28 protein-coding genes are annotated in these 24,411 nt (G+C 72.7%); 15 read left to right on the top strand and 13 right to left on the bottom strand.

Annotation, left to right across the window (positions count from 1 at the left end; all coding sequences use genetic code 11):
* Positions 1-15 precede the first annotated feature (15 nt).
* Positions 16-483: a hypothetical protein gene (locus ACFYTE_RS32870; protein ID WP_388718538.1), complete on the bottom strand. Its 468-nt coding sequence runs from the start codon at positions 481-483 to the stop codon at positions 16-18.
* Between the two features lie 291 nt (positions 484-774).
* Here ACFYTE_RS32870 and ACFYTE_RS32865 point away from each other — a divergent pair, with 291 nt between their 5' ends.
* Positions 775-1,215, top strand: a complete 441-nt coding sequence (locus ACFYTE_RS32865) for an Lrp/AsnC family transcriptional regulator (protein ID WP_388718536.1) — start codon at positions 775-777, stop codon at positions 1,213-1,215.
* Between the two features lie 27 nt (positions 1,216-1,242).
* Here the strand turns inward: ACFYTE_RS32865 and ACFYTE_RS32860 are convergent, their stop codons facing one another.
* A complete protein-coding gene (locus ACFYTE_RS32860; RefSeq protein ID WP_388718534.1) occupies positions 1,243-2,346 on the bottom strand; it encodes a PP2C family protein-serine/threonine phosphatase in 1,104 nt (367 codons plus the stop codon).
* A 264-nt stretch (positions 2,347-2,610) separates the two neighbouring features.
* Between ACFYTE_RS32860 and ACFYTE_RS32855 the strand changes: the two genes are divergently transcribed.
* Positions 2,611-3,513 carry a GNAT family N-acetyltransferase gene (locus ACFYTE_RS32855; protein WP_388718532.1) on the top strand — a complete coding sequence of 301 codons (903 nt, stop codon included), beginning with the start codon at positions 2,611-2,613 and terminating at the stop codon, positions 3,511-3,513.
* A gap of 216 nt (positions 3,514-3,729) precedes the next feature.
* Here ACFYTE_RS32855 and ACFYTE_RS32850 read toward each other — a convergent pair whose 3' ends face one another.
* The gene (locus ACFYTE_RS32850) at positions 3,730-4,629 is read right to left on the bottom strand and encodes a Gfo/Idh/MocA family protein (RefSeq protein ID WP_388718530.1); all 900 of its coding nucleotides are present in this window, start codon (positions 4,627-4,629) and stop codon (positions 3,730-3,732) included.
* Between the two features lie 168 nt (positions 4,630-4,797).
* On the opposite strand from ACFYTE_RS32850, the gene ACFYTE_RS32845 reads away from it, so the two are divergent.
* Positions 4,798-5,616 (top strand): SAM-dependent methyltransferase, encoded by an 819-nt coding sequence (locus ACFYTE_RS32845; protein WP_388718528.1) that lies wholly within the window; start codon positions 4,798-4,800, stop codon positions 5,614-5,616.
* Positions 5,617-5,671: 55 nt separating this feature from the next.
* Here the strand turns inward: ACFYTE_RS32845 and ACFYTE_RS32840 are convergent, their stop codons facing one another.
* Together ACFYTE_RS32840 and ACFYTE_RS32835 are read right to left on the bottom strand one after the other, a co-directional pair.
* Positions 5,672-6,592 carry a helix-turn-helix domain-containing protein gene (locus tag ACFYTE_RS32840; RefSeq protein ID WP_388718526.1) on the bottom strand — a complete coding sequence of 307 codons (921 nt, stop codon included), beginning with the start codon at positions 6,590-6,592 and terminating at the stop codon, positions 5,672-5,674.
* A gap of 121 nt (positions 6,593-6,713) precedes the next feature.
* Positions 6,714-6,944: a DUF397 domain-containing protein gene (locus ACFYTE_RS32835; RefSeq protein ID WP_351742503.1), complete on the bottom strand. Its 231-nt coding sequence runs from the start codon at positions 6,942-6,944 to the stop codon at positions 6,714-6,716.
* Between the two features lie 203 nt (positions 6,945-7,147).
* Here ACFYTE_RS32835 and ACFYTE_RS32830 point away from each other — a divergent pair, with 203 nt between their 5' ends.
* From ACFYTE_RS32830 to ACFYTE_RS32820, 3 genes are all read left to right on the top strand, one after another.
* Positions 7,148-7,696, top strand: a complete 549-nt coding sequence (locus ACFYTE_RS32830; RefSeq protein ID WP_388718524.1) for a hypothetical protein — start codon at positions 7,148-7,150, stop codon at positions 7,694-7,696.
* 195 nt (positions 7,697-7,891) lie between these two features.
* Complete coding sequence (locus ACFYTE_RS32825; protein WP_388718522.1) at positions 7,892-8,128, top strand: DUF5133 domain-containing protein; 237 nt, start codon at positions 7,892-7,894, stop codon at positions 8,126-8,128.
* Between the two features lie 155 nt (positions 8,129-8,283).
* Positions 8,284-8,493, top strand: coding sequence for a hypothetical protein (locus ACFYTE_RS32820; protein ID WP_388718520.1), 210 nt, complete (start codon positions 8,284-8,286; stop codon positions 8,491-8,493).
* A 75-nt stretch (positions 8,494-8,568) separates the two neighbouring features.
* Here ACFYTE_RS32820 and tgmB read toward each other — a convergent pair whose 3' ends face one another.
* The 3 genes from tgmB to ACFYTE_RS32805 all read right to left on the bottom strand — a co-directional run bounded on the left by tgmB (position 8,569) and on the right by ACFYTE_RS32805 (position 10,720).
* Complete coding sequence (gene tgmB / locus ACFYTE_RS32815) at positions 8,569-9,552, bottom strand: ATP-grasp ribosomal peptide maturase (RefSeq protein ID WP_388718518.1); 984 nt, start codon at positions 9,550-9,552, stop codon at positions 8,569-8,571.
* Between the two features lie 13 nt (positions 9,553-9,565).
* Positions 9,566-9,757 carry a putative ATP-grasp-modified RiPP gene (gene tgmA / locus ACFYTE_RS32810; RefSeq protein WP_383094378.1) on the bottom strand — a complete coding sequence of 64 codons (192 nt, stop codon included), beginning with the start codon at positions 9,755-9,757 and terminating at the stop codon, positions 9,566-9,568.
* A 96-nt stretch (positions 9,758-9,853) separates the two neighbouring features.
* A complete protein-coding gene (locus ACFYTE_RS32805) occupies positions 9,854-10,720 on the bottom strand; it encodes a fructosamine kinase family protein (RefSeq protein ID WP_388718515.1) in 867 nt (288 codons plus the stop codon).
* 305 nt (positions 10,721-11,025) lie between these two features.
* Here ACFYTE_RS32805 and ACFYTE_RS32800 point away from each other — a divergent pair, with 305 nt between their 5' ends.
* Positions 11,026-12,015 carry an alpha/beta hydrolase gene (locus ACFYTE_RS32800; protein WP_388718513.1) on the top strand — a complete coding sequence of 330 codons (990 nt, stop codon included), beginning with the start codon at positions 11,026-11,028 and terminating at the stop codon, positions 12,013-12,015.
* 293 nt (positions 12,016-12,308) lie between these two features.
* Here ACFYTE_RS32800 and ACFYTE_RS32795 read toward each other — a convergent pair whose 3' ends face one another.
* Positions 12,309-12,785 carry an ATP-binding protein gene (locus ACFYTE_RS32795; RefSeq protein WP_388718511.1) on the bottom strand — a complete coding sequence of 159 codons (477 nt, stop codon included), beginning with the start codon at positions 12,783-12,785 and terminating at the stop codon, positions 12,309-12,311.
* A 582-nt stretch (positions 12,786-13,367) separates the two neighbouring features.
* On the opposite strand from ACFYTE_RS32795, the gene ACFYTE_RS32790 reads away from it, so the two are divergent.
* From ACFYTE_RS32790 to ACFYTE_RS32780, 3 genes are all read left to right on the top strand, one after another.
* Entirely contained in the window at positions 13,368-14,243 is an 876-nt protein-coding gene (locus ACFYTE_RS32790) for a helix-turn-helix domain-containing protein (protein ID WP_388718509.1), read from the top strand.
* A gap of 25 nt (positions 14,244-14,268) precedes the next feature.
* Complete coding sequence (locus ACFYTE_RS32785; protein WP_388718622.1) at positions 14,269-14,481, top strand: DUF397 domain-containing protein; 213 nt, start codon at positions 14,269-14,271, stop codon at positions 14,479-14,481.
* 80 nt (positions 14,482-14,561) lie between these two features.
* Positions 14,562-15,377, top strand: a complete 816-nt coding sequence (locus ACFYTE_RS32780) for an SAM-dependent methyltransferase (RefSeq protein WP_388718507.1) — start codon at positions 14,562-14,564, stop codon at positions 15,375-15,377.
* Between the two features lie 37 nt (positions 15,378-15,414).
* On the opposite strand, the gene ACFYTE_RS32775 is transcribed toward ACFYTE_RS32780, so the two are convergent.
* Together ACFYTE_RS32775 and ACFYTE_RS32770 are read right to left on the bottom strand one after the other, a co-directional pair.
* Positions 15,415-16,614 (bottom strand): PP2C family protein-serine/threonine phosphatase, encoded by a 1,200-nt coding sequence (locus tag ACFYTE_RS32775; RefSeq protein ID WP_388718505.1) that lies wholly within the window; start codon positions 16,612-16,614, stop codon positions 15,415-15,417.
* Between the two features lie 72 nt (positions 16,615-16,686).
* The gene (locus tag ACFYTE_RS32770) at positions 16,687-17,646 is read right to left on the bottom strand and encodes a hypothetical protein (RefSeq protein WP_388718503.1); all 960 of its coding nucleotides are present in this window, start codon (positions 17,644-17,646) and stop codon (positions 16,687-16,689) included.
* A 197-nt stretch (positions 17,647-17,843) separates the two neighbouring features.
* Between ACFYTE_RS32770 and ACFYTE_RS32765 the strand changes: the two genes are divergently transcribed.
* Both ACFYTE_RS32765 and ACFYTE_RS32760 read left to right on the top strand, forming a co-directional pair.
* Positions 17,844-20,093, top strand: coding sequence for a heavy metal translocating P-type ATPase (locus ACFYTE_RS32765; RefSeq protein WP_388718501.1), 2,250 nt, complete (start codon positions 17,844-17,846; stop codon positions 20,091-20,093).
* Between the two features lie 212 nt (positions 20,094-20,305).
* Entirely contained in the window at positions 20,306-20,761 is a 456-nt protein-coding gene (locus ACFYTE_RS32760; protein WP_388718499.1) for a tellurite resistance TerB family protein, read from the top strand.
* Between the two features lie 75 nt (positions 20,762-20,836).
* Here ACFYTE_RS32760 and ACFYTE_RS32755 read toward each other — a convergent pair whose 3' ends face one another.
* Both ACFYTE_RS32755 and ACFYTE_RS32750 read right to left on the bottom strand, forming a co-directional pair.
* A complete protein-coding gene (locus tag ACFYTE_RS32755; RefSeq protein ID WP_388718497.1) occupies positions 20,837-21,769 on the bottom strand; it encodes a M56 family metallopeptidase in 933 nt (310 codons plus the stop codon).
* Positions 21,770-21,773: 4 nt separating this feature from the next.
* Complete coding sequence (locus tag ACFYTE_RS32750; protein ID WP_388718495.1) at positions 21,774-22,157, bottom strand: BlaI/MecI/CopY family transcriptional regulator; 384 nt, start codon at positions 22,155-22,157, stop codon at positions 21,774-21,776.
* 276 nt (positions 22,158-22,433) lie between these two features.
* Here ACFYTE_RS32750 and ACFYTE_RS32745 point away from each other — a divergent pair, with 276 nt between their 5' ends.
* From ACFYTE_RS32745 to ACFYTE_RS32735, 3 genes are all read left to right on the top strand, one after another.
* Positions 22,434-23,009: a TerD family protein gene (locus ACFYTE_RS32745; RefSeq protein ID WP_388718493.1), complete on the top strand. Its 576-nt coding sequence runs from the start codon at positions 22,434-22,436 to the stop codon at positions 23,007-23,009.
* A 115-nt stretch (positions 23,010-23,124) separates the two neighbouring features.
* Complete coding sequence (locus ACFYTE_RS32740) at positions 23,125-23,754, top strand: hypothetical protein (protein WP_388718491.1); 630 nt, start codon at positions 23,125-23,127, stop codon at positions 23,752-23,754.
* Between the two features lie 40 nt (positions 23,755-23,794).
* Positions 23,795-24,379 (top strand): TerD family protein, encoded by a 585-nt coding sequence (locus ACFYTE_RS32735; protein ID WP_388718489.1) that lies wholly within the window; start codon positions 23,795-23,797, stop codon positions 24,377-24,379.
* Positions 24,380-24,411 lie beyond the last annotated feature (32 nt).

The following is a 24,411-nucleotide window of genomic DNA, read 5'->3' as shown; positions in this document are numbered from 1 at the left end:
TGCGCGCCGCCGGGCTCAGCCGGGGTCCGGCGGCTGGAGGACGGCCAGCGTGCCGTGTGCCTGGCGCAGCGCCACCTCCAGCGCGGTCGGGGCGTGCAGGGTGCCAGAGCCGTCCGGCGGGACCAGCCACTCCATGAGCCCGGCCGGACGGTACGGCGGCGGCACCGCGACCCATGCGCCCTTGCTCGCGTGCCGCAGCCCGGCCCCGACCCAGCGGCTGCCCGGGTCGGGCGGCAGGAAGAAGCCGACCCGGTGGGCGCCGCCGTCCGCGAGCGTGGGGCCCGGCAGGGGCAGCGACGGGCTCCACAGCAGGTCGAGGGTGAGCAGCCCCAACTCGTCGGGGACGCTCAGCACGTCCCAGTAGCGCCCCGCCTCCAGCAGGGCGATGCCCTCGCCCTGGTCCCACTCCCGCTTGCAGGTCCGGGGGTCGCAGGAGGCCGCCGCCAGCCACTCCACGCCCCGCATCCACGTCGCGTCCGTCATCTGCCGCTCCGGATGCCGGGCGCACGAGATAACCGCACGATGCGGCACACCGACCCGGCATATGCATCCTTGTAGATATTTCTATGCCGGGGAAGGGGTGGCGTGCCCTGGCGCTTTACGGCGCGTACGATTCCCGGGTTCCGTCGTCTTCCTGTTCGAGGGTGGACAGGACGGCCGGAGCCTTCGTGGACACCCGCACCGAGGTCTTCGCCGCGGACCCGGCCCAACCGACCGGCCGGGACGCGCCGTTACAGTGGGGCGGAGCCGGGCCGACGGCGGGAGAGGACGAACGTGGACGAGATCGACCGGGCCATCCTGCGTGAACTGCAGACCGACGGACGCATGGCGTACGCCGACCTCGGCCCGAAGGTCGGCCTGTCCGCCTCGGCGGCCCGGCAGCGCCTGCAACGACTGCTGGACTCCCGGGCGGTCCAGGTCGTCGGCGTCACCGACCCGATGGCCATGGGCGGTCAGGCCCTGGCGCTGCTCGGTATCGGTGTGGACGGTGACCCGCGCGCCGTCGCCGACGAACTGGCCGAACACCCCGAGGTGATCTACGTGGTGCTCACCTCCGGCGGCTTCGACCTGTTCGCCGAGGTCGTCACCCCCGGTCCCAAGGACCTGCTCGACTTCGTCAACGACGTCGTGCGGCCGATCGACGGCGTACGGCAGATCCAGTCGTTCCCGTACTTCGGCATTCACACCCACCGCTTCCTGTGGGACATCGGCTGAACCCCGCGGTCCGGCGCCGGGCGCGGCTCACCGGGCGGGCAGCGGGCTGAGGACGAGCATGGTCGCGTCGTCCCGGACGGCGTCGGAGTGCGCCAGGAGATCCGCCCACACGCGGGAGGTCAGCGCCGCCGGGTCCTCGGCGGCGAGGGTGCGCAGCCGCTCGGCCAGCGGGTAGAACGCACCGGAGGCGTCCCGTGCCTCCCACACCCCGTCCGAGGCCAGGAACAGCCGGTCACCGGGCTCCAGACCCACGGTGACCTCCTTGGGCGGATCCAGCCCGAACGGGCCGAGGCCCAGCGGAATCCCCGGACTGACCCCGATCTCGCGGGCCTGCCCGTCGCGCAGCAGGATCGGCGGCGGATGCCCGCGGACCACGATCCGCACATCGCGGACATCGACGGAGAACTCCAGCAGTACGGCGGTGGCGAACATCTCGGTATGGAGTTCGCCCGCCGAGTCCGCCGCCAGCCTGCGGTCCATGCGGGCCGCGACCCCCTCCAGGTCCGGCTCGTCGAGCACCGCCTCCCGGAAGGCACCCAGCAGCGACACCACGGTGGGCACGGTGACCAGCCCGTGCCCCTGCACATCGGCCATCACCGCCCGGACCCCGTATGGGCCGTCGCGCACGTCGAAGAAGTCCCCGCCGACCAGCGTCCCGCGCTGGGCGGCCCGGTACAGCCCCGAGCAGCCGACAGCGCCGACCCGCTGGGGCAGCGGCGGCGCGATGGCCCGCTGCACGGCCTGCCCGACCGTCCGCTCGGTGACCAGTTGGGCGTCCCGCTGACTGCGCACGTAGGAGACGAACACGCTCAGCAGCACGACGAAGACGACGGTGAGCAGATCGGTGTTGCCGGGCCGGTTCAGATGGGTGGTCGGCACGTTCAGCACGACCACCACCAGAGCGCCCATGACCGCCGTGGCCAGCGGCCCGTACGACAGGACGGTGAGCGGCGGTATCGCCCCCAGCAGGAAACCGATGTCGAGCGCGTTGCGGCTGAGCACGGTGGCTGTGGTGACGCACACGAGCAGGGCGACGGGCAGCACCCGCACCCAGCGCGGCGGCGGCGCGCCCCGCAGCCAGTCACGCTCCTCCCGGTACCGGCGCCAGGGCCGGCCGCGGACCCTTCCCACACGCCCACGCTACGCCCGGCCGAGGCACCCGGCCGCCCGCGAGCCTCCCCCCGGGCGGCCTGCGGGCCCCGGGCCGGCGGCGGAAAAGCGGTGGACCCGGTGCCCGGCCGGCCCCTACGGTGGCAGCGTACGCCCGAGACCCGACGGAAGGAGGCGAGTGCCATGTGGTTCAAGCTCACTGAGCGCTCCCTCCCCGTTGCCCCGGCGTGCCACGTCTGACCTGACCGGGAGCGCACCCCGTTCGCATGCATCCCGGAGGAATCCATGACCGATCCGGTCATCCAGACGCTCGACGAGCACACCGTCCACCTCTTCGACGCCCTGCCCGACCCGCTGCGTGCACGCGAGGCGCACCGGCTGACCCGGCACCGCCCCGACTGGAAGCGGGTGGCCCTGCGCGACGGCCGGGTGGTGGCGCGGGCCGCCTGGTGGGGCGGACCCGATGACGCGCGGCCCCGCGCGGTCAACTGGTTCGATGTGGCCGAGGGCGAGGAGGAGGCGGGGGCCGAGCTGCTGCGGACCGCGCCCTGGCAGGTCGACGACCTCGAATTCAACCTGCCCGGCGGCTGGCGCGACGTGCCCGCCCTGAAGGCCGCCGCCGAGACCCGTTTCGCCGCCGTCCGGGCGGCCGGCTACCGGCACCTGGTGGAGCGCTTCATCTACCGGTGGACGCCGGCGTGCGGACTGCCCGCACGGCCGGGACGGCTCGTCTTCCGTCCCGAGCCCGACGACGCGGTGTTCTTCGACGCCCTGCGCCGTATCCACTCCGGCACCCTGGACGCCCACGCCCTGCGGGCCATCGCGAAGGGCGGAGCGGAGCTGGCCGCGCAGGAGGAGATCGACTTCTTCCGGTGGTGTCCGTCGCCGCGCGAGTGGTGGCAGGTCGCGCACACCCCGCAGGGCGAGCCCGTCGGCATCCACATTCCCGCGCACAACCCGGTGGGGCCCTGCATCGGGTTCATCGGGGTCCTGCCGGAACAGCGCGGACACGGGTACGCCCACGACCTGCTCGCCGAGTGCACCCACTTCCTGGTCGAGCAGGGAGCGACGGCCATCGCCGCGGCGACCGACTGCGACAACGCCCCCATGGCCGCCCACTTCACCCGCGCCGGATACCCCGTCATAAGAGAACGAGCCCATTTCCACCTGGCCCCCGCAGCCGAGTAACACCCAGTGCGCCAGCGCCCCCGAAGGGGCGCGGGGCTGTATCGATATGCGGCTCCGCCGCGCGGGCGCGACAAGCCACGACGGTGCCGCGGACGACTGACGGCAGACCGCGGCACGCGGGGCTGTATCGATATGCGGCTCTGCCGCGCGGGCGCGACCGGCCACGACGGTGCCGCGGACGACCGACGGCAGATCGCGGCACTTCCAGCGCAAGGTTCAGAGGGGGGACGGCGCCAGCCGGTCACCTCGCAGGGAGTCCGCCGCGGCGAGGATCTCGGTCACCCGGAGGGCGAACGCGGCGTCGCACGGATGCGGTCGGCCCGTGCGCGCCGCGACCAGCAGCGCGTCCACGGCCCGGCCGAAGGCCGCGAGGGCGCCGTCCGCACTGTCCGGCAGCGTGCTCACCCCGGCCTCGCCCCGCAGCTCGACGGTGGCGCCGGCCGCCGCCGGCGGGGCGGTCAGGCTCAGGGTCAAGGAGCTGGAGGCGCCGCCGAGATGGTCGAGGACGACATGCGCGGTGTCACCGGGGCCGTGCGCCGCCGCGCTCACCTGGCGCACATCGCCCAGCACCGGCAGCAGCACGGACAGGGCATGCGGGCCGACGTCCCACAGCGCGCCCTTCTCCCGGCGCCACGGCGACGCCCCGAACGGGCTGTCCGTCGTGAACACCGAGCCCAGCCACTGCGCCCGCGCGGTGAACCAGCCGCCCTTCTCCGCCTGTTCGGCGATCCAGGCGTCGGCCTCGGGCTGGAACCGGGTGGTGAAGAACACCACGGAGGCGACCTCGGCCCGCCGCGCGGCCTCGACGACCTCCCGGCCGTGCGCCACCGTGGCGGCGAGCGGCTTGTCCAGCAGCAGATGACGTCCGGCGCGGGCCGCCCGCGAGGCGAGCGCGGCCTGGACGTCCGGCGGCAGCGCCACGGCGACCGCGTCCACGTCGTCGAGCAGAGTGTCCACGTCGGCGTAGGCCCGGGTGCCGTGCCGGTTTGCCAGTTCGGCGGCGGCGTCCGCGCGCCGCCCCCACACCCCGGTGAACTCCACCTCGTCGTGCCCGCTCAGGGCGGGGGCGTGGACCATCTGGGCCCAAGGGCCGGTGCCGAGCAGTCCGATGCGCATCGTGCTGCCTCTCCAGGATGCCGAACGGGACGACCGGCGCGGGCCGCCGGTCCTGGGTGAGGGTTTCACAGATCGTCCACGCGTGGGCATACCACGAGCACGGCACAGTCCCTAGTATGTACTCCCTGTTATCACCGGCCAGTTGACACAGTACGTACCGGGGGAGCAATGCAAGAGGGAAACCAGCCGTCCAGGGAGATCGACCCCACCGTGCCGACGGCCGCGCGGATGTACGACCACTACCTCGGCGGCAAGGACAACTACGCGGCCGACCGGGCGGCGTGCGAAGAGCTGGACAAGGTGGTGCCGAGCACCCGGCGGCTCGCCGTCAACAACCGCCGCTTCCTGCGGCGCGTCGTGCGGACCCTGGCCCGGGACTTCGGCATCCGGCAGTTCCTCGACCACGGTTCCGGGCTGCCCACCCAGGACAATGTGCACCAGGTCGCCCAGTCCGTCGACCCCACCTCCCATGTGGTCTACGTCGACAACGACCCCATGGTGCTGGTGCACGGCCGGGCGCTGCTGGAGCAGGACGAGCGCACCGCCGTCATCCAGGCCGACATGCGTGACACCGACGGGATCTTCGGGCACCCCGAGACCCAGCGGCTCATCGACTTCAGCCGGCCGGTGGGCGTGCTCTTCGTCTCGGTCATGCACTGCCTCCCGGACAGCGACACCGACGGCCCGTCGGCCCTGGCCCGGCGGGTGGCCGAGCGCCTCGCCCCGGGGAGCTTCATGGTGATGTGCCAGCTGGTCAGCGAGGACGCCGAGGTCCGCGAGTTCGTCACCGACTTCATGGACCAGACCACCCAGGGGAACTGGGGCCGGGTGCGGCAGGAGAAGGACGTCGCGGAACTCTTCGAGGGCCTGGAGATCCTGGAGCCCGGTCTCGTCGAGGTGTCGACATGGCGGCCGGACTCGGAGGTGGCCCCGCGCCAGCTCACCCATGAGTGGATCGAGTTCGGCGGTGTCGGCCGCGTCGGCTAGCGGGGGACGCGCGGAGGGGGGAGGCGGGCCGTGCGCGCACGGCCCGCACTGCCGGTCAGGGGGCCGGATAACGTTCCGTCATGATCCGCTCCAGCAGGTCGACGGACTGCCGCGGCTGCAGCGCCTCGTCGGCCAGCCGGTCCAGAACCACCCGGTACTCCTCGGTCTCGTCCCGGTCCTCCAGGAAGTTGGCGCTCCTGATGTGCTCCAGATAGACCACATCGGGCAGGTCGAGGCCGCCGAACCGCAGATAGGTGACCGGGATCGCGGGCGCCGACGCGTTCGTCACGTCCAGCGGGACGATCTGCAGCGTGACATGCGGCCGCTGGGCCGTCCGCAGCAGGTGCTCCAGTTGCTCGCGCATCACCTCGGGGCCGCCCAGGACGCGCAGCAGCACCGACTCGTCGATGATCACCCACACCTGGGGAGGGTCCGGGCGGCGCAGCAACTCGGCCCTGCGCATGCGTAGTTCGACGCGTCTGCGCACCTCGTTCTCGGGCGCCGTCGGAAGGCCGCGCCGCACCACCGCACGGGCATAGTCCGGCGTCTGCAACAGACCGGGAACGTACTGGATCTCGAAGGTACGGATCGCGACGGCGGCCTCCTGAAGACCGACCAGCCGGTCGAACCACTCGGGCATCAGCCGCTTGTCGTACCGCTGCCACCAGCCCGGCTCACCGGCCCGCCGCAGCAGCCTCAGCAGGACCGAGGACTCGTACGCGTCCGTGCCGTACAGCGTCAGCAGGGCCTGCACATCGGCCTCGGACGGGGGCCTGCGGCCCTTGCCCGACTCGATGCGGGACAGCTTCGCCGCGCTGAAACCGAGGTTTCGCGCCGCCTGTTCCTGGGCCAGCCCCGCGTCCTCGCGGAACCCCGCCAGTTGGACGCCGACCAGCATCTTCAGCAAAGTCGGGGCGGGTTCGGCGCGGTCCAGATAGGGTTCGAGGCGGGAGACGCGAGGGGACTCGGCTGACATCCTTGCTCCCGGAAGACCGGCGACGGAGACCGTCAGACTAACGCAGGCGGCGCACCTCGGCCCATGTCTCCGACACATGTGGGGCGTTGGGTTCCGGGCAGGGTGCGCCGCGAGGGCGTGGCTACAACAGGTTGTCGAACTCGCCGTCCTTCGCACCCGCCAGGAAGGCGGCCATCTCGGCGGGCGTGTAGACGAGCGCGGGGCCGTCCGGGTCGCGGGAGTTGCGGACCGCGACGTAGCCGCCGGACAGGGCCGCGACCTCCACGCAGTTGCCCTCGGCATTGCTGCGCCTGCTCTTGATCCATCGCACGTCGAGCGAGCTGGCTCGCACCCCGTTCGGCACCGGTGACATCACAGCCTCCTTGTGGGTTCACGTCCCGTCCCGGGGAGCGGACGCTCGCCTGGTGCGAGGCCGCCGGGGCGGGTTCCGTGTTCCTACCCACTTTTCGCGCAATTTCCCGTGCAATTGCACGCGGACGCTGTTGACGTGAATAATGACAGCGACGCCGGTCCCGCCGTCGGCGTCATGACCTGACCGCGAATCAGGGAGATGTCGTGTCATCGCCTGCGCCTCGGACCAACCCCTCCAGCACCGGGCGGACCGAACCCGCGACGTCCTCGCTCCGGGCGGCAGCCGCGCCGCTGGCGGGAGTCGACGAGGTGCCCTGGCAGGAGTTCAAGGACTCCACCGGATCCGCCGAGGGCATCCCGCTGCTGCTCCACATCATCGCCCGCGGCGACGAGAACCGCGCCCGGCAGGCACTCGGCGAACTGCGCACCCGCATCTGCCAGTTCGGATTCGTCGTGGAACAGGCCACGGCCGTCACCGTGCCCTTTCTGTGGGAACTGGCCCGACAGCCCCGCATCGCCTGCCGTGCCCAGATCATCGAACTCCTCGGCAGCATCGCGGCGGCACGCCAGTGGGAGGACACGGCCGCCGTCTACCCCAAGCTGCTCAACCACCGGGAGAACCACGTGGTCTGGGAGCGCAACGCCCGGGAGGCCGTCCGGTCGGGCCGGGAACTGATCCGCCGGCTGCCGCCGGGCGACTGCCCCGAGGTCGCCCGGGCCACCAGGGAACTGGCCCGCACCCTGGGGGAGTAGCCGCCCTCTCCGTCTCCCCGCCCGTCCTGCGGACGGCACCGGATCACGCGTGATACGAACACCCGCTGCGCACCTGGCCCGTCTGTCCCGCGGCGACCGCGGGAGGCCGGCCGGGGCCGTGCTCGCGGAGCAAGGGGGAATGAACTTCCGTTTCCCGGGCATACGCAGCGCATAAAACGAGAGAGGGGCATACACGTGCCGGTCCCGGATCCCAAGGTCGTCAGAAAGCTGCTGACCCGTTACGCGTCGCTGAGGATCGCCCAGGCCGAACGGCCGACACCGGCGGCGGCGCGGGAACTGGCGGAGGTGACCCGCGGTCTGTGCGCGATGACGGGCACCGCGGACGTCCGCGAGGCCATCGCCCGTGCCGACGCCCTGCTGATCCGGGCGCGCGGCACCGGCGAGGAGAGCGGACTCCCGCTCGCCGGATGACGGCCGCGCCGGCCGCCCGCACGGCCCGCCCCACGGCTGCGGCGTCACGTCCTTGGGGGTAACCTCCACCAGGACCGCACGAGAACCGGCGTCGGTCCTTACACTCGTCAGCTGTGCCCATGTCCATGGGCCGTGCTCGGAAAGGCGCTTGACGGGTGTTCCAGGATTCCCCCATCTACGACCGGCTCGTCGCGGAACGCGGCGACGTACCCGCGGGAGTACGCGAAGAGGCCGACCGACTGCGCAGGGAAGTGGAGGCGGTCATGCTGCCGCTGCGGTCGCCGCGGGCGCCGTATGCCGCGCTGCCGCCGCCCGCGGCCCCGCCCTCGCAGTGGCAGCGCGTGCACCCGCTGCCGGGTCCCTGAGCCCCCTGAGCCGCGCGGCGCGCGGTGGACGACGGTGCCGCGGCGGCAGGGCGGCGCCAGGCGCTCGGCGGGCCCTCACGGCGCCGGCCTCCGTGGTCCGCCGCCCGACGAGCATGTGCCGTCGGGCGCGGACGCCAGCCACTGCGCGATGGCGCGGGCGATCGGCTGGCCGGTGTCCATCTCCACAAAGCCGAACTGGCCCGACTGGTTGCACTCCAGGAACCACCAGATGCCGTCCTCGTCCTCGGCGAAGTCGAATGCCCCGTAGGCGAGTTCGGCGCCGCTGAGATAGGCGTGGACGGCCGTGGCGACTCGCGCGGGCACCTCCACGGCGCTCCATGGGGACAAGGACGGGGCGAAACGCACGTCCACGTCGTCCGGGTCGGCGTCCGGCTCGACGGCCTTGCGCGCGGCGAACAGATGGCCGCCGACGGCGGTCAGCCGGATGTCGGCCCGCTTCGGCACCCTGCGCTGGAGCAGGGTCGGACCGAACGCGACGGCCGAGAAGTCGGTGTCCGGCGCGACCCTGCTGGTCGGCACCGCCCGGGGCGGCTCCTTGGGGTGCGCGCCGGAGACGGGCTTGACCACGAGATCCGGGAAGCGCTTAGAGAACTCCCGGGCGGCCTGGGGGAACGTCGTGATCAGGGTGGCGGGTACCGGCAGCCCGCTGCGCTGCGCGAGCCCGAGCTGCCATGGCTTGTGACGGGCCCGCCGCGCCGCGTCGGGATGGTTCATCCAGCGTGCCTCGGTGCAGCGCAGCATGCCGTACAGCGCCTGGGACGCCTCCTCGGTCAGCCAGGCGGACGGCTGGGCCGCCCGGGCCGCCGGAAGGCCCGGTCTGCGCACCCAGACGGAGCGCAGACCGCTCATGCTCACCAGCCGGCCCGCGACGGACAGGTGGCCGTGGCTGACGCCCTGCACGTACTCGCCGGACAGGGCGACACCGGTGGTGAGATCCGCTGGATCGAGGCGGACCACGGGCACGTCGGCCTCATGGAGCCGAAGGACCACCATGTCCGCCGTCACGTCCTCTTCACTGGTCAGAATGAGCACGGTCATTGCGAGAACTCGGTCAGTCGTCGAAGTGCGTTTTGGAGCCGGCCGTGGAGGTCGTGGTCCCCAGCGCTCTCAATGTCGCGTGGTCGGTCGCGGCGATGCGGCCGTCGGGGAGTACGTTCAACTGCAGTCCGGAGTCGTACATGTACGGAGTGGTGACATCCAACTGCACAGCCGGGCGGGCGTAGTTGAGCGTGAACGGTTGCATGGTCTCTCCCTGTTTCAGCTTCCATGCATTTATACGATTCGAACGCCTGGTTGGTTTCCTTACTTTCTGTGACCACGGCCCGAATCACGGCCCGTGTCAGGCCGCCAGGAGCCGCCGGGCGATCGCGAGGGCCTGTTCCGCGTAGCCGCGCCCGAACAGCACCGCGTGGACCAGCAGCGGGAACAACTGGTGCAGCCCGACGCGCTCGCGCCAGCCGGACGCCAGGGGCGTGGTCTCCCGGTAGCCGTCGAGCACCCGCTCCAGGTGGGGACAGCCGAACAGCCGGAGCATCGCGAGGTCGGTCTCCCGGTGCCCGCCGTGCGCGGCCGGGTCGATGAGCCGTACGTGACCGTCGCCGCCCCACAGGACATTGCCGTGCCACAGGTCGCCGTGCAGCCGGGCCGGGGGCTCGGCGGGGCCCGCCAGCAGGGGCAGCCGCTCGCAGACGCGGTCGAGGACGCCGGCCTCGTCCCGGCCGAGGGTGCCGGCGTCGGCCGCGCGGCGCAGATAGGGGAGCATCCGGTGCTCGGCGTACCAGGTCGGCCAGTCGGCACCGGGGACGTTGCGCATCGGGGCGAGGCCGATGTACGCCCGCTCGGGGCCGCCGGGCGGCGGGGAGCCGAAGGCGGGCGCGCCGGCGGTGTGCAGGCCGGCCAGCGCGCGGCCGAACCGGACCGCGGCGCCGGGGTCGGGCGGCCCGGTCGGAACGTGGTCGAGCACCAGCCACCGCGCGTCATGGCCGCGTACGGCCGGCAGCCGGACCGTGTCCGCGGCGGCCAGCCAGCGCAGCCCGGCCACCTCGGCGGCGACGGCGCCCGGAGCGTCGGCTCGCTTGACGACCACGACCGGCCCGCCGTCGAGGCCGACCTCGCTCAGCGTGCCGGACAGTGAACGCTCCCGCGTCGCCGCGCGCCCGGTGAGCCGGGCTGCCGCCGCCCGTGGTCCCTCGCCGCTGCGCACCATGGGCCCAGGGTAGGTGTCGGTGGTGCTCCTGTTCCCGATCCCGAAACACGGGCGCCGCGGTCCCCGCGGAGGCGGCCTCCCGGCAGGACGCGGAGAACCGCGTTCCGCGCGGCCGCGACGGATTCCGAACACGGGCGCGCCGCACTGTGCCCGCAGCCCGTGCGACTCCCGCTTGCCGGGCCGGGCCGGGCCGACCGGTCGCTCGGGCCATGGTGCGCGATTTGCCGAACCGGCAACATCACTCGGCGGTGGAAACCGGCTCACGCATGATCGTGCCAGCAGTCCCCGATCGTCTGGGAGGAACCATGCCGCAGACCACCGCTTCGCACGCCGTCCATCGCCTGGTGCCGTCCCCGGCGGGCCGGACCCACCTGGTGGAACAGGGAACCGGGCCGCTGGTGCTCCTCGTGCACGGATTTCCGGAGTCCTGGTACTCGTGGCGCCGCCAGCTGCCTGCGCTGGCCGCCGCCGGCTACCGGGCCGTCGCCGTGGACGTGCGCGGCTACGGCCGCTCCTCCCGACCCGCCGAGGCCGACGCGTACCGGATGCTCGAACTGGTGGCGGACAACGTCGCCGTAGTGGAGGCGCTGGGCGAGCGGTCCGCCGTGATCGTCGGACACGACTGGGGAGCCGGCATCGCCGCCACCTCGGCGCTGGTCCGTCCCGACGTCTTCAGCGCCGTGGGCCTGCTGAGCGTGCCCTACACCCCGCCCGGCGGCCCGAGGCCCAGCGAGGTGTTCGCGGCGATGGGCGGCCCGGAGGAGTTCTATGTCTCCTACTTCCAGGAGCCGGGCCGCGCGGAGTCGGAGATCGAACCCGATGTGCGCGGCTGGCTCGCGGGCTTCTACGCCGCGCTGTCCGCCGACACCATGCCCGCGCCCGGGGCGCCGGATCCGCACTTCGTCGCCGCGGGCGGGAGGCTGCGCGACCGGTTTCCCGCCGGTCGTCTGCCCGCCTGGCTCGGCGACGACGAACTCGACGTCTACGCGGCGGAGTTCGAGCGCACCGGGCTGACCGGCGCACTGAACCGCTACCGCAACATGGACCGCGACTGGGCCGATCTCGCCGACTTCCACGGCGCTCCCGTCACCCAGCCGTCCCTGTTCGTCGGCGGCGGTCTCGACGCCTCCACGACCTGGCTCTCCGACGCGATCGAGGCGTTCCCCCGCACCCTGCCCGGCCTGACCGCCTCGCATCTGCTCGACGGCTGCGGCCACTGGATCCAGCAGGAACGCCCCGAGCGGATCAACACCCTCCTGACGGAGTGGCTTGCGCAGGTGTCCCCGCGCCGGTGACAGCACGCTTCCACCGGGGAGCCCGCCGTGCGCCGGTTCACAAGGTGGCGGACGGGTGCTTCGGGCCCGGCCCGGGGCGGGTGCGCGTCCAGGACGGGTCGGCCGAGCAGAGCTGTGCCGTGCCGCGTCCCCGCCCGCACGGCACAGCGGCCGGGCGGGCGGAGCGCCGCGGGCGCGGGTCAGGGCGCCCCGCCGGGCTGACCCGGGCGCCCGGTCCGGGGCGGGGCGGCGCCGCTCGCGCCGAAGCGGCCGGGCCGTGCGGCGGTAGCGTGCCGGTGCGCCGTGGGCGCGGGTCAGGGCTGGGTGGGCAACGGTCCATGGGCTGGGCGTCCTTCGGCCGGGTGGCGGGCGGGCCGGTCGGGCAGGGGGGCCGGTGACGGGGCCGTGCCCGTGGTCGTCGCCAGCTCGGCCCAGACGACGCGTGCGGACCGGTGGGTGCCGGTGACACCCCAGTCGCGGCTCAGCGCCTCGACCAGCAGGAGTCCGCGTCCGCTCTGGTCGTCCGGGTCCGGCCGCCGGGGCGCCGGCAGCGCGGCGGCGCGGTTCTGGTCCTCGACCTCGATGCGCAGCCGGCCCGCGGCGCTGTGCAGCCGGCAGGCGATCCGTTCGCTGGCCGAGTGGTTGACCGCGTTGGTGACCAGTTCGGAGGTCACGAGGACGGCGTTGTCCCGTACCTCGTCGTCGATGCCCCAGCTGGTCAGCAGCGCACGCACGGCCCTGCGCGCCGCGCCGACCGAAGCCGGGGTCGCGGGCAGGTCGAACGCGTGCACACGGCCGGGAGGTTGAGCCCCGGAGGCGAGCGGGTCGGGGCCGTCGGGCCCAGGGAGTCGACCGGCATGCTCGCCTCCGGGTGGTCTGGTGGAACTCGCCGACTGCGCCGGGCGGTGCGGCCACGGGGCCGCGTGCGGGCTCGCGGACCTGTCGCCGCCCGGCAGCGGTGCCGGCCGCCAGGCCCCCGGCGGTGCGGCACCGGCGGACCGGTCGTCGGGCAGTCGGTCCAGTGGCTGGGGGAGGGAGGGCGCAGTCATCGCCGTACGCCTTTCGTCCGGCCTCGCTGAGTGGGGATCTCTCGGTCGTGGATCGGTCGGCCGCACAGGACGATCGGGCGACAACGCGCGCCGGATGACGCCCGATTGCAGCCCAATCTCCCCCAACTGGACTGTTCCGCCTGCTCATTCGTGAGCCGAGTCAGTGGGTCCACTGTGGCATCTGCCAACATCTGCTCGCAACCGGCAAGTTGAAATTTGCAAGTGGTGGCGTGCATGCTGCTTGCGTCAACAAGTGATCGAATGAGGCGCCGGAATCGACCGCGTGAGACGGTGACCCTGAAAACCTGGTGCGAGGGGGTAAGCGTGACCGCGGAGACCGACTGGGGCGGCGCCCCTTCCGTCCTTCGCATGATCCTCGGCCGGCAGCTGGAGGAACTGCGCAACCGGGCCGGTCTGACCTACGAGGACGCGGGCGCGGCCATCGGCGTCAGCCACTCCACCATCCGCCGGATGGAGGCCGCCAAGGTGGCCCGGCTGCGGCTGGCCGACGCCGAGAAGCTGCTGCAGACCTACGGCGTGACGGACCGGCAGGAGATAGAAACCTTCCTGCAGTCCGTGCGCGAGGCCAACAAGCGCGGCTGGTGGCACACGTACCGCGACGTCATGCCGGACTGGTTCGCCGCGTATCTGAGCCTGGAGCAGGCCGCGCTGCACATCCGCGCGTACGAGAACGAGTTCGTCCACGGGCTGCTCCAGACCCCGGAGTACGCGCGCGCCCTGCTGAGCGCCGGCAATCCGCACGCGTCGGCGGACGCCACGGAGCGGCGGGTCGCGCTGCGCATGCGCCGCCAGGAGCTGCTGGTGCGCAAGGCGCCGCCGCGGGTGTGGATCGTGATGGACGAGACGGTGCTGCGCTGGCCGGTGGGCGGCTCCGACGTGATGCGCACGCAGGTCGACCATCTCATCGAGGTCAACCGGCTGCCGCAGGTCACCCTGCAGATCATGCCGTTCGCCAACGGCCCGCATCCCGCCATGCGGGCCGGGGCCTACCACCTCTTCCGGTTCCGGGCACCCGAACTCCCCGACATCGTCTACCTCAACGGCCTGGTCGGCGCCGTCTACCTGGACAAGAGCGACGACGTCGTGGTGTACCGCGAGTCCCTGGACCGGTTGGGCGCCCAGGCGGCGCCCGCCAGGAAGACCGAGGCCGTCCTCGGTGCGATACGCAAGGAGCTGTGACGTGCACCACCTCATACACAACGGCATGCCATCCCGGGAACTCGGCGCGCGCGGCTGGACCAAGCCGTGGAGCGACGACGCCGGCGGCGCCTGCGTGGAAGTGAAGAAGCTCGCCGACGGACGCGTCGCCGTGCGCCAGTCGACCGACCCGGACGGCCCGGCGCTGGTTTTCACCCCCCGCGAGATGACCCGTTTCCTGACGGGTGTGAAGTCGGGTGACGCCGACTTCCTCCTGTGAACCGACTTGTTATAGCTGCGTTGTAGCTGCTTGTTCCCTCGACCCCTGCTGCATCCCCGACTCGAATGGGAGACACGGCGTTGCCCGACAACGGATGGCCGGCCGACCGCATCGACACCGAGAACGCTCACTCCGCACGGATCTACGACTACATCCTGGGCGGTAAGGACTACTACCCCGCTGACAAGGAGGCGGGCGATGCCATGGCGCAGGAGTGGCCCGCCCTGCCCATCCACATGCGCGCCAACCGGGACTGGATGAACCGGGCCGTGCGCTGGCTCGCCGAGGAGGCGGGCGTGCGCCAGTTCCTGGACGTCGGCACCGGCATCCCCACCTCTCCGAACCTGCACGAGATCGTGCAGGCGGTGGCCCCGGAGTCGCGGGTCGTCTACGTGGACAACGACCCGATCGTCCTCACCCTCTCCCAGGGGCTGCTGGCCAGCGCCCCCGAGGGCAGGACGGCGTACATCGAAGCCGACTTCCGCGACCCGGGCGCCATCCTGGACGCCCCGGAGCTGCGCGAGACCCTTGACCTCGGCAAGCCGGTGGCGCTCACGGTGATCGCCATCGTCCACTTCATGCTCGACGAGGACGACGCGGTCGGCGTCGTGCGCCGTCTCCTGGAGCCGCTGCCCTCCGGCAGCTATCTGGCGATGTCCATCGCCACCGCCGAGTTCGCGCCCGAGGAGGTGGGCCGCGTCGCCCGCGAGTACGCGGCCCGGAACATGCCGATGCGGCTGCGCACCATAGACGAGGCCCACGAGTTCTTCGACGGCCTCGACCTGGTCGAGCCGGGCATCGTCCAGGTCCACAAGTGGCACCCGGACGGCATGGGCGAGAAGGGCATCCGCGACGAGGACATCGCGATGTACGGAGCGGTGGCCCGCAAGCCGTGACCTCCCGGGGCCGGGACCCGTCGGGTTCCGGCCCCGGTCAGCGGGCGGCGGGGCCGGTGCTCGGGCGGAACACGCCCGTCTCGATGATCCTCACGTGCTGCCGCCCGCGGACCGCGGAGGTGCGGTGCAGGACGACCACGGCGGCGTCGTCGTCCAGGCGCCCGCCGGTGTGGGCGACCAGATCGCGCTGCACATGCTGGACGAGGGTGTCCGGCGGGGCGTCGCACCACCGGGCGACGCGCTCGGCCAGCGGGTAGAAACGGCCGTCGGCGTCTCGGGCCTCGATGACGCCGTCGGTGTACAGCAGCAGGGTGTCGCCCGGTTCGAAGGGGATCTCGTCCAGCTCGCGGGCGGCCGGCCCGCATCCCCCCGCTCCCAGCCCGCAGCCCTGGACCCCCAGGGGCGGCGAGGGATGCAGGGTCGGGACGGTGACCCTGCGGCCCTGGCAGAGCAGCAGCGGCGGCGGGTGGCCGCAGGTGGCCATCCTGACGACCGGGTACCCGTCGGGGATCTCCACCAGCAGGGCGGTGGCGAAGCGCTCGCCTGCCTCCTCGGGCGGTTCGAAGTCGGCCGCGTAGCGCTGGACGCTCTGCTCCAGGGACTCGGCCAGGTCCGTCAGCACGGGACGCCGGTGGGCCGCCTCGCGGAAGGCCCCGAGCAGGGTGGCGGCCTCCCCGATCGCGGACAGCCCCTTGCCGCGCACGTCACCGATCAGCACACGTACCCCGCCGAACGCGCGGGTGGCCGCATACAGGTCTCCGCCGATCTGGGCCTCGTCCTCGGCCGCCAGGTACAGGGAGGCGATCCGTACGAACCCCATCTGCTCCGGCAGCGGCCACATCAGGACGTGCTGGGCGGTCTCGGCCACCGAGCGGACCCGGACCAGCTGCTCGTGCCGCCGGTCCCGGATCGCGCAGTAGATCACGACCAGCACGGACAGCACCGTGAGGGTGATGAGCTGCACGATGCGGTTGGCGGTGGCCAGCTCGCCGTGCAGGAGCCCGATGAGGCTCTGTGCCACCACCGTCAGCGCCCCGACCGCCGCCGTCGTCCGCGGGCCGGCGAACGACGCGGTCAGCGCCGGGGCGATGACCAGCGCGGAGGCCAGGTGGAAGTCCTGGGGCGAGTGGACCTCCACCACGGTGATCACGGCGATCAGCGCGACCGGAAGCAGCAGCAGCGCCTGACTCGACTGCCATGGCTGCCGGAGACCCGTCGTGCCCTGCCGGTCACCCATGTCATCCAGCGTGCCCCACCCCGGGCCGGTCGGCCATCCCTTGCCGGCCCGGCTCCCTCCGGCCGGCCCGGCTCAGTGCCCGTGGTCCGCCGTCGTACCGGGCCGCGCCGTCCCCGAACCGGACGCTTCGGGCCCGGCCGTCACCGTGAACGCCGCGGTCCTGACCACGCCCGCGTGCCGGAAGTCGAGGAACAGCCGGTAGGTCCCGGTGCTCGGTGCCGTCGCCGTGAAGGAGATCTCCGGCCCCGGCCGGGTCCTGCCGTCCCCGGGCTCGCCGTTCGGATGCACATGCAGATAGGCGAGGTCTTGGGACCGCAGCGCGACCAGATGGCCGTACGCCTCCAGATAGGGCTGGAGATCGCGCACCGGCCTGCCGTCCTTGGCCACCTCCAGCCGCAGCTCGCTCGGACGGCCCGCGGTCAGAGCGCCGTGCAGCGTCACCTCGTAGCCGTCCACCCGGGCGGTGCGGCCCGGGGTCCGGGTCCGCGCCGGACGCTCCCGTCCGGTGGCCGTGAGGTCGGCTCCGAGGGTGAGCCCGTCGCCGCCGCGGGGGGTGAAGTCGGCGAAGACCCGGTATCCCGTCGCCTCGGGCAGATCGACGGGGGCCGACCAGGTGCCGTCGGCCGCGCGGGCAGGGTGCAGATGCCGGAAGACGGTCAGGTCCCGCGAGGCGATGATCAGGTGCAGTTCCTTGCTGTGCTCCCGCTCGTACGCGGTGACGGTGCGGCCGGTCGCGTTCTCGACGATCGCGAACCGGAGACCGTCGCTGCGGCCCGCCTCGATCGTCGGGGTCCGCAGGGCGAGGGTGTACCCGCCCTCGGAGGCGTGCAGCCCGCCGGGCGGCGCGGACTCATGGGCCCCTTGGGCCGGATCGTGGCCCTGCTGTGCCGGGTCGTGGCCCCGCTCGTGCGCGCGGGGCGCCCGGTCGGACTCGGCGGCGACCTCGCCGAGTCCGGTGCCCAGGCCGTAGGCGGTGCCGAAGGTCGCGGCGAGCGCGGCGGCGAAGACGGTGATCCGCAGTCCCGTGTGCATGGGTGCCCTCCCGGGCTCACGGCCGCCCGGTCGGCGGCCCGACTGCGCAAGAAGGTACCCCCTGGGGGTATCAAGTCAAGCTCTTTCGGCCCTTGAGTCGGGTACGGGGTGGGGGTATAGATTGATCCCTCGGTTGCATACCCCCGCCGGGTATATGACCGCGCTATCACCCAAGCCGACAGCTCGGAGGAACGAACATGACCACCCTCGCCACCGGTGCCGCCGAGGTCGAACTCGCCATCGGCGGCATGACCTGCGCCTCGTGCGCGGCGCGGATCGAGAAGAAGCTCAACCGCATGGACGGTGTCCGGGCCACCGTCAACTACGCCACCGAGAAGGCCAAGGTCAGCTTCGACGAGGGCGTGGCCGTCGCGGACCTCATCGCCACCGTCGAGGCCACCGGTTACACGGCGCACCAGCCGCGACCCGAGCCCGCCGCACCGGACGCCCGAACCGGCCGTGCGGACGACGAACTGCGCACGCTGCGCCGGCGGTTGACCACCGCCGTCGTCCTCGCCGTACCGGTGATCGCGATGGCGATGATCCCGGCCCTGCAGTTCACGTACTGGCAGTGGCTGTCCCTGACCCTGGCGGCCCCCGTGGTGACGTACGCGGCCTGGCCCTTCCACCGTGCCGCCTGGACCAACGCGCGGCACGGTGCCGCCACCATGGACACCCTGATCTCGGTCGGTGTGTCGGCGGCCGTCCTGTGGTCGCTGTGGGCGTTGTTCTTCGGCACGGCCGGGATGCCCGGCATGACCCACCCCTTCGAGCTGACCATCGCCCGCACCGACGGGGCCGGGAACATCTACCTGGAGGCGGGCGCCGGCGTGACGGCCTTCATCCTGGCCGGGCGGTACTTCGAGGCACGGTCCAAGCGGAAGGCGGGCGCCGCACTCAAGGCGTTGCTCGAACTCGGCGCCAAAGAGGTCACCGTGCTCCGCGACGGTCGCGAACATCCCCTTGCCATAACGGAGTTGCAGGTCGGCGATCGCTTCCTCGTACGCCCCGGCGAAAAGATCGCCACCGACGGCACCGTGGTCGAGGGCACCTCCGCGGTGGACGCCTCCCTGCTCACCGGCGAGTCCGCCCCCATCGAGGTGGGCGTCGGGGACGGCGTCACCGGGGCCACCCTCAACGCCGGAGGCCGCCTCGTCGTCGAGGCCACCAGGGTGGGGGCCGACACTCAACTCGCCCGCATGGCCAGGCTCGTCGAGGACGCCCAGAACGGCAAGGCGGCCGCACAGCGGCTCGCCGACCGGATCTCCGGTGTCTTCGTGCCCGTCGTGATCGCCCTGGCCGTGGCCACGCTCGGCTTCTGGCTGGGCAACGGCGCCGGCCTGACCGCCGCCTTCACCGCCGCGGTCGCCGTACTCATCATCGCCTGCCCGTGCGCCCTCGGGCTCGCCACTCCGACCGCGTTGCTGGTGGGAACGGGGCGGGGTGCACAGCTCGGCATCCTCATCAAGGGGCCCGAGGTGCTGGAGAGCACCCGCAGGGCCGACACCGTCGTGCTCGACAAGACCGGCACCGTCACCACCGGAAACATGACCCTGCTCGCCGTGCACCCGGCCGAGGACACCGACGAGCAGGACGTGCTGCGCCTCGCCGGCGCCCTGGAACACGCCTCCGAGCACCCCGTCGCGCGGGCTGTCGCGAGCGCCGCGGCGGACCGGGTGGGACCGCTGCCCGCGCCGGAGGACTTCGCCAACGTACCCGGCCGCGGCGTACAGGGCGTGGTCGACGGGCACGCCGTCCTGGCCGGCAGGGAGCAGCTGCTGGCCGACTGGGCCATGTCCCTGCCGGAGAAACTGCGCCGCGTCAAGGCCGTGGCCGAGGCGGCGGGCCGTACGGCCGTCGTGGTCGCCTGGGACGGCCGGGCCCGCGCGGTCCTCGAAGTCGCCGACGCCGTCAAGGACACCAGTGCGGAGGCGATCCGGCGGCTGCGGGACCTCGGACTGACCCCGGTCCTGCTCACCGGGGACAACCGTGCCGTGGCCGAGGCGGTCGCCGCGGAGGTGGGCATCGCGCCCGAGCACGTCATCGCCGAGGTGCTGCCGCAGGACAAGGTGGACGTCGTAAGGCGCCTGCAGGGCGAGGGCCGTTCGGTCGCCATGGTCGGCGACGGCGTCAACGACGCGGCGGCGCTGGCCCAGGCGGACCTGGGCCTTGCCATGGGCACCGGCACCGACGCCGCGATCGAGGCCGGCGACCTGACGCTGGTGCGCGGGGACCTGCGGGTCGCCGCCGACGCCATCCGGCTCGCCCGCAGCACGCTCGGCACCATCCGGTCCAACCTGTTCTGGGCGTTCGCCTACAACGTCGCCGCCCTGCCGCTCGCCGCGGCGGGCCTGCTCAACCCGATGATCGCCGGTGCGGCCATGGCCTTCTCCTCGGTCTTCGTGGTCGGCAACAGCCTCCGGCTGCGCCGGTTCCGAACGGCCTGAGCGCTCCGCTGGATGTGCCGCGCTCGTGCCGTCGGTCGTCTGCGGCACCCGTCGTGGCCGATCACGCCCGCGCGGCGGAGCCGCATATCGATACAGCCCCGCACCCCTTCGAGGCGCCGTCGAATGCTATCTTCTACAGCACTGTAGAAGTAAGGCGGCTGCCGGTGCGGCTTTGTGCGGGATGCGGTGGCCCCGGAGCGAGGGAAGTCGACATGGCCCTGTGGGACCGCATCAAGGACTCGGCGTCGCAGATGCAGAATCAGCTGGTGGCGAAGAAGAACGACCTGAAGAGCGGTGCGTTCCGCGACGCCAGCATGGCGATGTGCGCCCTGGTGGCCGCGGCCGACGGAAAGATCGACCCGGCCGAGCGGCAGCGCGTCGCCCAGCTCATCTTCAGCAACGAGGTCCTGCAGAACTTCCCCGCGGACGACCTGCGGCGCCGTTTCGAGGAGAACCTGGACAAGCTGACCGCCGACTTCGACTTCGGCAAGGTCGGTGTGCTCCAGGAGGTCGCCAAGGCGAAGAAGAAGCCCGCCGAGGCCCGCGCGGTGATCCAGATCGGCATCGTCATCGGCGGCGCCGACGGCGACTTCGACGCCACCGAGCGCGCCGTGGTCCGGGAAGCATGCTTCGCGCTCGGGCTGCCGCCCCACGAGTTCGACCTGTGAGCGAACGCCGTCGCGGCCGGATGTCACGACCGCGGCGGCCGGGCGCGGCACCCGCCCGCCTGGGGCGGGTCCGCGTCACAGGGGCGTGGCCGCGTGCAGGAGCAGCAGCAGCGTGACCGCCGAGTTGGCCGAGAACATCGCCGACAGCAGCGCCCCGGTCGCCGCGGTCCACAGGGCCAGGCCCACGGCGGTGAAGATGGGCGGCCAGGCCCGCACCGCGGGCGCCGGTCCGAGCAGGGCCGCGACCCGGCGGGGCAGCGGGCCCGGAGCCGCGAACGGGGTGAACGCGGGCGCGGGCGTGCCCTGGGGGACCAGCGCCGCCTTGCCGATCGCGCGGGCGACGGCCCGGCGGCTGCCGACAACCTGGGCCGCCGCCTCGTCCGCCCAGCGCTCGGTCGTATAGGTCACGGCCTTGCGCAGCGGCCACAGGAAGGGGTTGGCGCAGGCGGCGAGCCGGACCAGCAGCAGATGGCGATGGTGGCCGGCCGCGAGGTGCGTGCGTTCGTGGGCGAACAGGGCCCGGCGCTCCCGCGGGGCGAGGCGGGCGAGCATGCCCGTCGAGACCACGATGCGGTCGCGCGGCCCGCCCGGCAGCGCGTATGCGTACGGCTCGGCGTCGGGCAGCACCGCCACCTCCGTGCGCGGCAGCTGCGCAAGGGCCCGATGGGCGCGGCGCCGTAACCGGTGGTGGTGCAGCAGCGCGCGCAGACCGCCGCCGACCACCGCGACCAGCGCGGGAATCGCGGCCTTGCCGACGATCTCATGGCGCGGCACGCTCTCCCGCACCTCGGCGTCCGACCAGCCGTCCGGCAGCGGGTTGCCGGGCAGTTGCGCGGTGCCGACCACCATCAGCAGCACCAGACACACCGTGCTGCACAGGGCCATGACGCAGGAGACGCCGGTCAGCAGCAGCGTCGCCGTGCGGGGGTGGAGGCGCTGTTCGGCCAGCCGCGCGATCGGCCAGGCGGTCAGCGGCAGGACCAGCGGGAGGAAGACGAAGATCCCCATGCGGTCACTCCTCGTCGCCGGCCTGGTCCAGCAGTTCGCGCAGCAGTTGCTCGTCGTCCTCCGGCAGCGTGGTGACGAAACTGGCCAGCACCGCTCTGCGGTCCCGCTCGCCGTCCAGGACCTTGTGCATCTTCAGCGCGGCGAGACCGGCGCCGTCCGAGGCGGGCAGCCACACGAACGAGCGGCCTTCGCGCCGACGGGTGACGGCGTCCTTGGCCAGCAGCCTGGCCAGCACCGTCATCACGGTGGTGTAGGCGAGGTCGGCGGCCAGGTGGTCCTGCACCCAGCCGGCGGTCACCGGCCCGCCGGCCTCGTGGAGCGCCGCGAGCACCTGCGTCTCCAACGCGCCCTGCGCCCGGCGCGGACGGTGCGGATCCGGGTTCGTCACGCGCTGTCTCCCTTCTGCTGCGCCCCGCCCGGCTCCTCGCCCCGGGGTATCACATCGTATAGAGCCACGGGCGCCACCCGTTCGGGGGCGGCCGCCCTTGGCCGAAAGCGGCCGTTGACGCCGCCTCACATCGCGTCCTTGACCCGCCGCGGAGCGGTGTGGCGCATTCGGTCGCCTCCGTACGCGCCCTCTCCGCGATTACTTCTACAGTGTTGTAGATTCTAGCTCGGGCCGTGGCACGGACCCGAGTCGACCGCGTGTGTGGAGGTATGGAGCATGGGTGTTTCCCTGGCCAAGGGCGGCAATGTCTCGCTGAGCAAGGAGGCGCCGGGGCTGAGCGCCGTGCTGGTGGGGCTGGGCTGGGACGTACGGACCACCACCGGGGCCGACTTCGACCTGGACGCATCGGCGCTGCTGCTGACCTCCGCGGGCCAGGTCGCCTCCAACCAGCACTTCGTCTTCTACAACAACCTCAAGAGCCCCGACGGCTCGGTGGAGCACACCGGCGACAACCTCACCGGTGAGGGGGAGGGCGACGACGAGTCCATCAAGGTCGACCTGGCCGCCGTGCCCGCCGAGGTCGAGCGGATCGTCTTCCCGGTGTCGATCCACGACGCCGGGTCGCGCGGCCAGAGCTTCGGGCAGGTCCGCAACGCCTTCATCCGCGTGGTCAACCAGACGGGCGGCGCCGAGCTGGCCCGCTACGACCTGTCCGAGGACGCATCGACCGAAACGGCCATGATCTTCGGCGAGTTGTACCGCAACGGCGCCGAGTGGAAGTTCCGCGCGGTCGGCCAGGGGTACGCCTCGGGCCTCGCGGGTATCGCCGCCGACTTCGGAGTCGATGTCTGAGCGGGCGACCCGCGCCGAAGACCCGTGTGAGGGCCGCGCCCCCGGCCCTCACACGCCGGCGTCCCGGCCGCCGGGCCCGCCTCGGACGGGCCCTCGTACCGGCCGGGGAAAGAGCGTGAGCGGCGTGCCGGGCCGGTGTCCGGGAGACCGGGCGGACTTCGCGCAGGTGCTCCGGTCCGCCCTGGACACCGCGGAGATCCGCGCGGCCCTGAGCGTCGATGCCACCGGCCGGGCGGCGACCCGGCTGTATGCCTGGGCACTGGCGGCGGACGCCGAGATCGCGGCCGCGGCCCAGGACGAGTACCGCGCCTATGCGGCCGCCCGCGCGACCGCGGGCCACCGCACGTCCCCGGCCGAAGGTCCCCCGCTCGCCGGCGGCGCCGGGCTGCCGCCGGCCGTGCTGCTGCCCCTGGTCTCCGCCGTCTCCGCGGCCGTACTCCTGCTCATCGGGCACGGGCTGCTCCTCTCCGGCACGGCGGTCCGCTTCGCCGGCTCGGTCCGCTCGGCGGGCTGGGTGCTCGCCGTGGCGGCGGTGGCCGCGGCGGCCCTCGGGGTGGCGACGCCGCACCGGGCGGCCCCGGGCCGGGACGCCGGTCAGGCCGCGGCGCGCGGGCCGGTGCCCCCGGAGAGCCCGGTGAGCGCAGACGACGTCGAACGGGCCCGGCGGCGGTGGCAGCAGGCACTCCTGGAACGCGGCGTCCTGCCCTATCTGCGCCGCCGGCTGCCCGATTCCCTCGCCCCCTAGGGCCTCACTCGACCCCCCGCGACAGAAAGCGAGACGACACATGTCGGTCAATCTGAGCAAGGGCCAGCAGATCAGTCTGAGCAAGTCCGACGGCACCGCACTGAACGCCGTCCGGATGGGGCTCGGCTGGCAGGCGGCCCAGCGCAAGGGCTTTTTGGCCAAGCTGGCCGGCCCCCGCGACATCGATCTGGACGCCTCGGCGCTGCTCTTCGCCGGCGGACAGCTCGCCGACGTCGCCTTCTTCCAGCATCTGACCAGTGACGACGGATCCGTGCGGCACCTGGGCGACAACCTCACCGGCGGCAGCGGCGCCGGCGGCGACGACGAGGTCATCCTCATCGACCTCGGCCGCGTCCCCGCGCACATCGACCAGATCGTCTTCACGGTCAACTCATTCACCGGACAGACCTTCGCCGAGGTGCAGAACGCGTTCTGCCGTCTCGTCGACGAGAACACCGGGCAGGAAATGGCCCGATACACCCTCAGCGGCGGCGGCACGTACACCGCCCAGATCATGGCCAAGCTGCACCGCGGGACGGGCGGCTGGCAGCTGAAGGCCATCGGGGAGCCCGCGGCCGGCCGGACCTTCCAGGACCTGCTGCCCACCATCGTCGGCCACCTCTGAGCCGGACGCATGCGGTTAATTCATCCATTGCG

It is taken from the genome of Streptomyces sp. NPDC004629 (genome assembly GCF_042873595.1).
Lineage (GTDB): Bacteria > Actinomycetota > Actinomycetes > Streptomycetales > Streptomycetaceae > Streptomyces.
Note: the sequence above shows the minus strand (reverse complement) of the source record. Positions and strands in the feature narration are given on the sequence as shown.